The sequence below is a fragment of the Nocardioides sp. genome (genome assembly GCF_025964975.1).
Lineage (GTDB): Bacteria > Actinomycetota > Actinomycetes > Propionibacteriales > Nocardioidaceae > Nocardioides.
Genome location: NZ_JAOPXV010000162.1, coordinates 23,164 through 29,912, shown reverse-complemented (window position 1 = coordinate 29,912; position 6,749 = coordinate 23,164). Strand labels below are relative to the sequence as shown.

Sequence of the window (6,749 nt, the reverse complement as noted above, 5' to 3'; positions counted from 1 at the left end):
GGATGGCGGTGGCCCACGGCTGCCCCATGTCCTCCGACACCTGGTCGGCCAGCGCGCGCACCTCGGTGTCCACCCGCGCCTTCTGCACGCCGGTCGCCTGGGGCACGGACGTGCGTGCCGCACCGGTGAGCTGCTTGCCGGCGGCACCGAGGTCGAGATGCAGCCGCTTGAGCGGGTCCGGCTTGAACTTGGAGAACCACGCGGTCACCGGCCACCCGGTCGCCCGGTTGGCCCGGATGCGGGTCGAGTCCTCCACGGCCTTGACGACAGTCGGGACTCCGGCAGCGTCGGCGAACGCGTCGTCCAGCGCCGCCACGCGTTCCTTGGACAGCGAGCGCACCGACGACGTCCCCGAGACCGCCTGCAGTCGCTCGGCTGCGGCGCGCACGTCGGCCGCCAGCCGCGTTCGCGTCGCCTTCTTCTCCGCCACCCGCTTGGCGATCTGCTTCTTCAGCTCGTCGATGCCCCAGTCGTGGCGAGCACTGATCCCGAGGACCGGGACCCCGTCCAACCCGTCGGCCTCCAGCAGGCGGCGGACATCGGCGATCATCCCCTCCCGGCGCGCCTCCGGGACGGTGTCGATGTGGTTGAGCACCACCAGCATCACGTCCTTGTGGGACGCGAGCGGGGCGAGATAGCGATCGTGGATCGCGGCGTCGGCGTACTTCTGCGGATCGAGCACCCACACGAACATGTCGGCCAGGCGCACCAGCCGGTCGACCTCGAGGTGGTGCGAGACCTCGGTCGAGTCGTGGTCGGGCAGGTCGAGCAGCACGACCCCCTGCAGGGCGTTGTCCTCCTTGCCCGTCGACAGCATGGAGTCACGCGTCACCTGGTGGCGTGCGGGGATCCCCAGCCACTCGAGCAGCTCCTCGCCGCCCTCCTGGCCCCACACGCAGGCAGTGGCCCACGACGTCGTGGGCCGGCGGACACCCACGGCCGACAGCTCGAGCTCGGTCAGTGCGTTGAACGTCGACGACTTGCCGGACCCGGTGGCCCCGGCGAGCGCCACGACGGTGTGCTCCGCGGAGAGCTTCAGCCGACCGGCAGCCCGCAGGACAACGGCGCGGGCGTCCTTGACGACGTCGGAGTCGACCCGCCCCTCGGCGTTGTCGACGGCCTGCTCGAGACCCTGGACCCGTGCACCGATGTCAGAGCTCCGCGAGACGAGCCTCTTGGCCCCCTCGAGCAAGGACGTCATGGTCTCCCTCTGTTCACAGTGGTGCGTATGTGACACACCTTATGCGTCGGACGCCCCCGTGGTGCCGCTGCCACCCTTGGCGGCGAAACGAAGATCATCCACGCGACGTGAGGCCTCGCGCAGCTTCTCCGGCGCCTCGGGCGAGATGTTCAGGCTGTCGAGGAGGTCGAGGTAGCGCTGGCGCTCGGCACCGAGGAGCTCGGAGACCTTGGCCTCGAGGTCCTGGCGGGCTCGTTCGGCGAGGGTCCGCACCGCCTGGTCCCCGAAGACCGCTTCGAGCAGCTTCTGTCCGAGCACGGCCGAGCCGCCGGCGATGCCCGCCTCGGCGCCCGTCACTCCGGCGGTGTGGGCGAACACCACGACCATCAGGGCCACCGACAGGCCGTTGACGCCGAAGGCCAGGAAGCGTGCCGTCGAGCGCTTGTCGGCACCCTCGGTGCGCACCATCTCCAGCACGTCGGACTGCCAGTCGCGTACGGCACGCTCGGCCCTGCGGCGGAAGTCGCGAGACGCGCGCCCGAGGTCCTCGCCCGCATCGGCCAGCAGGGTCTGCCCTGAAACGGTGGACTGCCACGAGGCCTCAGCGCGCTCGGCGGCGGCCTCGGCGTGCTCGAGGATCAGGGTCTCCAGGCCGGACTCCACGGCGACGGTCACCCGCTCGGCCTGCTGGGGCTTGCCCTTGATCGCGTTGACGACCCGGTCGCGGAGCCAGCCGACCCGGGTCTCCAACGACCTGAGCAGCTCCCCGGTGCCGACGAACTCCTGCCAGCGGGCCAGCACCTCGCCACGCAGCAGGGTGCCGTCGGCCGAGGCCTCGGCGATCTCCACGACTGCCTTGTCGTAGGCGGCGTTGGCGTCGCTGCGCAGCCGGCGTACGGCGTCGACCTGCTCGGTGGCGGCGTCGGCGACCGAGTGGGTGCGGCGTGCCAGGGTGCGGACGGCGCCGTCGAGCGTCTGCTTGACCACCCCGGAGCGGGCCTCGGCATCTGCTGCCAGCGATCCCAGCCAGCCCCGGATCTCGGCGACATTCGCGGCGGGCAGCAGCCCGTCCTCGTTCACGTCGCCCTCGACGACGGTGAAGAGGGGCGAGTCCTTGAGCCCACGGCTGGCGAGCATGCGGGCGAGGTGGGTCGAGACCGTCTCGATGGCGTCGGGCGGTGTCCGGTCCAGGACGATGGCCACTGCGGCGGACCGCTCGGCGGCCTTGCGCAGGAAGTCCCACGGCACCTGGTCCGCGTAGCGCGCAGCGGACGTCACGAACAGCCAGAGGTCGGCCGCGGCGAGCAGCTGGGCCGCGAGCACGCGGTTGCGCTCCTCCACGGAGTCGATGTCCGGCGCATCGAGGATCGCCAGACCGACGGGCACTGCGTCCGACGCGACGAGCTGGAGCGCTTCGGGGTCGTTGGTCGCCGTGGTCACGCGCTCGAGATCCGGAAGGAGTCGGTCCTGGCCGAACCACTCGGCGTCGGCCGGGTTGTGCACGAGCACGGGCGAACGGGTGGTCGGTCGCAGCACGCCGGGCTGGGTCACCCGGGTGCCGACGAGGGAGTTGACCAAGGTCGACTTCCCAGCCCCGGTGGAGCCCCCGACGACGGTCAGCAGCGGCGCCTCGATCGTCATCAGGCGCGGGATCACGTAGTCCTCGAGCTGGTCGACCATCTCGCGTTGGGCGTCACGCTGCTCAAGGGCGCTCGGCAGCTCCAGTGGCAGGCGCACCTCCTGGAGCGCGCTGCGCATGCGGACCAGCGCCGTCAGCATCTGGGTGCTGCTGTCGCCGCCCGGTCGTGAGTCCTTCTCCGGCTGTGACTCGCTCATCGGGTCGGAACCACCTGTCCGGGGAAGGAGATGTAGGGCCGTACGGTGTTCAGGGCGAGGACGTGCTCCTGGCCGCGTTCGGCAAAGTCACGCGGCGCGGTGCCGCGCAGGTATCGGTGGTGCAGGTAGGCGAGCTCGATCGCCGCCGCCTGGTATTCGCGCATCGCCCGCTCGGCCGGTTGACCGCCCACCTGCTTGGCGAACTGGCGGGCGCGGCGCCGGGCACGCAGGTCGACCAGCCAGGGGATGTCGGTGGCAGGGATCAACCCGCGTCGGGACGCGTCCGTCAGAGCGGCGGCCATCATGCCCTTCTCGGAGCGCCGGCGGTACAGCGCGAACGCGATGAGCCCCAGGAACGCCGGGAACATCATCGTGCCGTAGACGTAGAAGAAGTTGCCTGCCCCGCCCAGGGTCGAAGAGTTCCACAGGGAGTGCGTGAAGACGGCCAGGGCGTAACCGCCGACGGGCGCGAGGAGCCGGACGACACCCTTGCGTGAGGTCACGGCGATGCCGACCCCGATCCCGATGAAGGCGGTGAACAAGGGGTGGGCGAAGGGGCTCAGCAGACAACGGATGACGAAGGTGCCGGTGAGTGCGTCGGTGCCGCCCGGCCCGAGACCGTCGGTCCCGTTGTAGGCAGCCGCGAGGTACAGGATGTTCTCGGTGAACGCGAAGCCGATGCCGACCATGCCGGCATAGACGATCCCGTCGAGGATGCCGTCGAGCTCGTGGCGTCGCCACCACAGCAGCAGCACCAGGAAGGCGCCCTTGGTCGCCTCCTCGGTGACCGGGGCCAGGAAGGAGAGGCTCTGCTCGTCGGTCGCGCCGCCTGCGACGCCGATGCCCTGGAAGAGCAGCGCTGCGGCGGTGGCCACGAAGGCGCCCCACAGCAGCCCGCCCACCAGCAACGAGCGCGGTTCCGGCTCGTAGCGGTCCAACCACATGAAGCAACCCACCAGCGGACCGACGGGCAGTGCCGCCAACAGTGCCGCGAGGATCAACGTGTCCGAGGCGCCGGACAGCCCGATCACCACGGCCATCACGAGCGCGCCGAGCAGCACGAGGACGGTCACGATCACGGTGAACGCAACACTGTCGCGACGGCGGATGGGCATGCCGGGAGCCTAACGGAGCGGGGGGCCAGACCGGCTCTGCGGCGTACAGTGGCGACGTGAACGAGCAGACCCAGCCACCGCCGGGGCCCCGGAGCAGCGCTCCCAGGACCGAGTCCCACGATCCGGCCGTGCCGGAGGCCTACGCCGCCTTCATGCGCACCGGGTGGGGAGAGCGCGAGATCGACCTACCCACGCATCCGGTGGCGGAGTACGCCGAGGCGCGCCGCGCGCGGCTGGCCGAGATGTTCCCAGGGGAGCGCCTCGTGCTGCCGGCCGGCACCTACAAGGCGCGCGCCAACGACACCGACTACCGCTTCCGGCCCGACACCGCCCACACCTACTTCTCCGGCAACCAGACCAGCGACGCAGCGCTGGTGGTCGAGGATGGCGAATCCGTCCTCTATGCCCGGCCGCGTGCCTCGCGGGAGACCGACGAGTTCTTCCGGGACCGTCAGTACGGCGAGCTGTGGGCCGGCCGACGTCCCTCGCTCGGCGAGATGTCGGACAGCCTCGGCCTGGAGGTCCGTCACCTGGACGACCTGCCGGCCCGGCTGCAGGGCGGTGGCAAGACCCGGGTCCACCGCGGTCATGACGCCCGGATCGACGCCCTGGTCGCCGCCGACGAGACCCTGGACACCGACTTCACCCGCGTCGTGTCCGAGCTCCGGCTGATCAAGGACGAATGGGAGATCGGCGAGCTGACCGAGGCCTGTGACATCACCACGCTCGGCTTCGAGGACTCGGTGCGCGAGTGGGACCGGGTGCTGGAGTTCGGCGAGCGGTGGATCGAGGGCACCTTCTTCCGTCGCGCCCGCGCGATGGGCAACGACATCGGCTACGACTCCATCGTCGGTGGCGGGGCCCACGCGACGACGCTGCACTGGATCGACAACACCGGTCCGATCCGTCCCGGCGAGCTGGTGCTCCTCGACATGGGTGTCGAGGGGCGCAACCTCTACACCGCCGACGTCACGCGCACCCTCCCCGTTGACAGCACCTTCACCCCGCTGCAGCGCGAGCTCTACGACCTCGTCCACAACGCCCAACAGGCCGGCATCGAGGCCATCCGTCCGGGCGCTGCATTCCTCGCTGCCCACCACGCGGCGATGGAGGTCCTCGCGCACGGCCTCGCGGACATGGGACTGCTCCCCGTCTCGGCCGAGGAGGCGCTCGACCCCGAGTCCAAGCTGTACGCCCGGTGGACCCTGCACGGCACCTCGCACATGCTGGGGATGGACGTGCACGACTGTGGGAGCGCCTCGGTCGGCATCTATCCCAAGGGCAACCTCGAGGCGGGCATGGTGCTGACCGTGGAGCCGGGCCTGTACTTCCAGGAGGACGACCTGCTGGTCCCCGAGGAGCTGAGGGGCATCGGCATCCGGATCGAGGACGACATCGTCGTCACCGAGGACGGCTGGCTCAACCTGTCCGCCGCGCTCCCCCGCACCTCCGCCGAGGTGGAGGAGTGGATGGGCGCCCGTCGCTAGTGGAGTGTCGCCACTTCGACGACCTGCGGTGCCGCTCGTGCTCGCTGCTGGAGGTCCCGCGCGCGCGGCAGCTGAGCGACAAGGAGGCGCACGCCCGGTCTCTGGTGCCGAGTCCCGTCTGGCACCCGACCATCGCCGGACCGGACGCAGGGTTCCGCAACAAGGCCAAGATGGTCGTCGGCGGCACGATCGAGCTGCCGACGCTCGGGATCCTGGACGCCGCTCATCGTGGTGTCGACCTGCGCGACTGCAGCCTCCACTCCCCGCGCCTGACCGCAGCCCTCGAGCTCGTGGCCCGCTTCATCACGAGGGTTGGCTTGGCGCCGTACTCCGTCAGCGGACGCACCGGCGAGCTCAAGCACGTGCTGATGACCGAGTCCCCCGACGGCGAGCTGATGCTGCGGCTGGTGGTCCGCTCGACGGCCGACGAGGCACGGATCCGCAAGCACCTGCCCTGGCTGCTCTCCGAGATCCCTCTTCTCCGAGTCGTCTCGCTCAACGTCCAACCAATCCACGCCGCCGTGCTCGAGGGTGAGCGCGAGATCGTGCTGACCGACCAGTCGGTGCTGCCGATGCGGATCGCCGGGCTCGAGCTCGCCCTGCGGCCGCAGGGCTTCTTCCAGACCAACGTCCACGTCGCGGCAGCGCTCTACGCCCAGGCCCGCGACTGGGTCGCAGCCATCGCCCCCTCGTCCGTCTGGGACTTCTACTGCGGGGTCGGCGGCTTCGCCCTTGCCTGTACGGCGCCCGGCCGGTCGATCACCGGCGTGGAGGTCTCGACCGAGGCCGTCGCCGCCGCCCGGCAGACAGCACCCGAAGGCGTCACCTTCATCGCGGACGACGCCACCTCCTGGGCCCGGTCGCAGTCCACGACGCCCGACGTCGTGATCGCGAATCCCCCGCGTCGGGGCATCGGACCGGACCTCGCGGAGTGGCTCGAGACCTCAGATGTCGGCCATGTCATCTATTCGTCGTGCAACGCCGAGTCGCTCGCACAGGACCTGTCGAGGATGCCGTCGTGGGTGCCCGTCGAGGCCAGGGTGCTGGACATGTTCCCGCACACCACCCACTACGAGGTGGTTGTGCTCCTGGCACGGCGTACTACCGTGTGAGGCTGGTCAACGACCCCTG

The 6,749-nt window shown here is 70.4% G+C and carries 5 protein-coding genes; 2 read left to right on the top strand and 3 right to left on the bottom strand.

Annotation, left to right across the window (positions count from 1 at the left end):
* The 3 genes from JWN68_RS12490 to JWN68_RS12480 all read right to left on the bottom strand — a co-directional run.
* Positions 1 to 1,201, bottom strand: a 1,201-nt coding sequence (locus tag JWN68_RS12490) for a YfjP family GTPase (protein ID WP_297739311.1), incomplete at its 3' end; no start/stop codon positions are given.
* A gap of 39 nt (positions 1,202 to 1,240) precedes the next feature.
* Entirely contained in the window at positions 1,241 to 3,016 is a 1,776-nt protein-coding gene (locus JWN68_RS12485) for a dynamin family protein (protein ID WP_297739307.1), read from the bottom strand.
* On the bottom strand, positions 3,013 to 4,131 hold the full coding sequence (locus JWN68_RS12480; protein WP_297739304.1) for a PrsW family intramembrane metalloprotease: 1,119 nt from the start codon (positions 4,129 to 4,131) through the stop codon (positions 3,013 to 3,015). Before JWN68_RS12480 ends, JWN68_RS12485 begins: the two co-directional genes overlap by 4 nt.
* A 56-nt stretch (positions 4,132 to 4,187) precedes the next feature.
* Between JWN68_RS12480 and JWN68_RS12475 the strand changes: the two genes are divergently transcribed.
* Positions 4,188 to 5,618: an aminopeptidase P family protein gene (locus tag JWN68_RS12475; RefSeq protein WP_297739301.1), complete on the top strand. Its 1,431-nt coding sequence runs from the start codon at positions 4,188 to 4,190 to the stop codon at positions 5,616 to 5,618.
* A complete protein-coding gene (rlmC, locus tag JWN68_RS12470; protein ID WP_297739298.1) occupies positions 5,618 to 6,730 on the top strand; it encodes a 23S rRNA (uracil(747)-C(5))-methyltransferase RlmC in 1,113 nt (370 codons plus the stop codon). Before JWN68_RS12475 ends, rlmC begins: the two co-directional genes overlap by 1 nt.
* The last annotated feature ends 19 nt before the right edge of the window (positions 6,731 to 6,749 follow it).

Bases quoted from the DNA above. Each gene is read 5' to 3' on its own strand.
- JWN68_RS12480 (WP_297739304.1), bottom strand. From the start codon at position 4,131: ATGCCCATCCGCCGTCGCGACAGTGTTGCGTTCACCGTGATCGTGACC.
- JWN68_RS12485 (WP_297739307.1), bottom strand. From the start codon at position 3,016: ATGAGCGAGTCACAGCCGGAGAAGGACTCACGACCGGGCGGCGACAGC.